Here is a 2,619-nt window from a genome sequence, read left to right on the forward strand (position 1 = left end):
TCCCTGCCCCTCCCCACCCTGCTGTGCCGACGGGGCCGACCCCGCCTCCTGTTGGACTTCCGAGACCCCAACTGGGATGTACGCATGCTCTCTTGAACGCGTCATACGCCCTGCTCGGATGACATCGGCCACCCACGTGTTCGACCGGTACCGCGTCTGNNCATGATCACCGGAACCCGCCGGGCGGGCGCACCCTCGCGCCCGCCCGGCGTCTGTACTTCGTGTGCGTCCTGATAGACGCGAGAAGACCCCGTCAGGTCATCAGCCGGCGCACTTTTCCTTGTCCGCCGTGTTCTTCTCGACGTCCAGGTCGGCCGCCGACGACGAACCGCTGATCTTCACCCCGGCGCCCTTGAAGTCCTCGCCCAGGGTCAGCACCATCGCGGGCAGTCCCTGGGAGTTGGTCTCGCTGTTGCCCTCGCCGGGCTTGAGCGCGGACGCGGACAGGCCCATGAGGTCGGCCAGCTTGCGCGCCTGGTCGGCCTGGTCCGGGTCGTACTCGAGCGTCGTCTTCGACAACGTCTTGCCCGCGTTGCCGAGTTGGCTGGACTTCGTCACGCCGACATCGTTCTGCAGCCAGTTGAGAGTGGCCTGTGCGCTGCCTGCCTCGGCACCGCCGTTGTAGACGTTGACCCGGACCTCGGAGGCATCGGCGCGCTTGCCCTTGAGCTTCGCGGCCTGCTTCTGCTTCTCCTTCTTCTTCACGTCGCTGAGCGAGACGTCGTCGCGGATGGTCTCGAACAGCTGCTCCGCCTTGCCCGGCATCGGCAGCACGGTCGCGCGGTCGGTGTTGTCGACGACGGGCACCGTGGTGAAGGTGATGTTCTTCGTGTTCACCTTGCCGACCTCCTGGCCGAGCGAGGCCAGCTTCTTGATGTCGGCGATCGTCGAGTCCACGGACAGCGCCTTGGTGGCGGCCTCCGCCAGGTCGATGACCTTGCCCGCGTCCGTCAGGGTGTCCTCGGACTTCATCTGGCGGATCATCGAGCTGAGGAACTGCTGCTGCAGCTTGATCCGGTCCAGGTCGCTGCCGAAGCCCACGCTGTAGCGGGTGCGCAGGAACGACAGTGCCTGCTCGCCCTGGATGACGTGCTCGCCCTTGGAGAGGTCCAGCTTCGACTTGGAGTCCTTGATGGGCTTCGCGAGGCAGACCTTCACGCCGCCGATCGCCGTGGAGAGCGTCTTCACCGCGTTGAAGTCGGCCACCATGAAGTGGTCGGGGACGATCCCGGTGAGCTTCGTCACGGTCCGCATCGTGCAGCTCGGGGTGCGGCCGTCCTGGCCGAGGCTCGTGTTGAACCGGACACCGGTGGAACCGCCGATGGTCTTCTTGGAGCCGTCCTCCTGCGTCGTCTCGCAGTCGGGGATGTCCACGATCATGTCCCGCGGAATGCTCATCGCGGTCGCGTTCGTCCGGTCCTTGGAGACGTGCAGCAGGATCGTGGTGTCGGCGTGACCGACGCTCTCCTTGTCGCCGTACGACTCGTTGCCCTTGCCGGTGCGCTTGTCCGTGCCGATCACCAGCAGGTTGATCGCCCGGTCCTTGCTGAAGCCGCCGGTGCCGGCGCCGTCGTCGGAGATGGCGGTGATGTTGCCGTTCAGGTGCTGGTAGTACAGGTAGCCCGCGGCGCTCACACCGACCACCACGAAGGCCAACGTGCCTGCGGTCCACACCAGTATCCGCTTGCCCTTGGACTTCTTGGTCTTCGTCCTGCCCCGGCCGCCACGACGGCCCGGCAGCGGCTCCTCCTCGGGTGTCCCCCGCCGACGCCGGGGCCCCGGAACCACCTCGGGGATCTCCCGGGTGTCCGGCGTCGCCGTCGCCGACCGCCCGGAGGCGCCGCCCGCTCTGGCCCCCGCCGCCGCGGGCGTGGCCCGGCGGGGCCTGGGTACGCCTGACTGCGGTGCGGAAGGGGCCAGTCGCAGTTCGTATTCACCGGTGTTCGGGTTGAGTACCCACTGGTCTGCGGGGTCGATGTCTTCCGCCCGCCCACGGCCTTGCGCGTCCACGGTTGTCTGATTCCTCCGTCGGGGCCACGCGGCGTCTTCCCCCTCAAAAGACGCTCGGGTCTCGCTGCAAGTGGTGCGTGACCGGGAAGGCCTGACACACCGGATCGCTCACACTAGCCGCCCGATCAGGCGTCAAGCGACGGCGGTGACAAATTGCACGTCCCTACAAGTGGGCAATCTGCCCATTTCCTAGAGCATTTGTTCCTCGTGTTGACGTGCGTTTTACCTGCGGGGACCCACTCCGGTCACTCACAGGCCCCTTCGGCGGCCGTGCGACCGCGGAAAGTGGGCATCGGATCGGGGGTGAGAGAAGAGCCACCCGAAAGCTCGCCCGCATGTCCTTCGGGCCCTCCTTCCGGGAGTTCCCGGGCCACGGCCACGGGTGCGTCGGAACGCAGCCGGGCGAAAAGCCGGTGTGCCGCCGGCTCGACGAGCTCGTCACGATTGGCGTCCTGGGCGTACGACTTCCTCGGAACGGTCAGGAATTGCACCCTTTCCATGGGAATGCCGCGCATCCCGCGGACGAGGTCGTAGAGACCGCGCAGACTCGCCAGACCGGGGTCGGTGGTGAGTGAGGACGTGGCCGCGTCCAGGACCGGATAGAGCTTC

Annotated in this window: 1 protein-coding gene and 1 pseudogene; both read right to left on the reverse strand. The window is 67.0% G+C overall.

The window, feature by feature from the left end:
- Positions 1–261 precede the first annotated feature (261 nt).
- Positions 262–2,010, reverse strand: a complete 1,749-nt coding sequence (locus tag AOK23_RS40465) for an LCP family protein (protein WP_055717406.1) — start codon at positions 2,008–2,010, stop codon at positions 262–264.
- A 245-nt stretch (positions 2,011–2,255) separates the two neighbouring features.
- Positions 2,256–2,619: pseudogene (locus AOK23_RS40470) on the reverse strand (LCP family protein); the annotation flags it as partial.

It is taken from the genome of Streptomyces torulosus (assembly GCF_001419765.1).
GTDB classification, from domain to species: Bacteria; Actinomycetota; Actinomycetes; order Streptomycetales; family Streptomycetaceae; genus Streptomyces; species Streptomyces torulosus.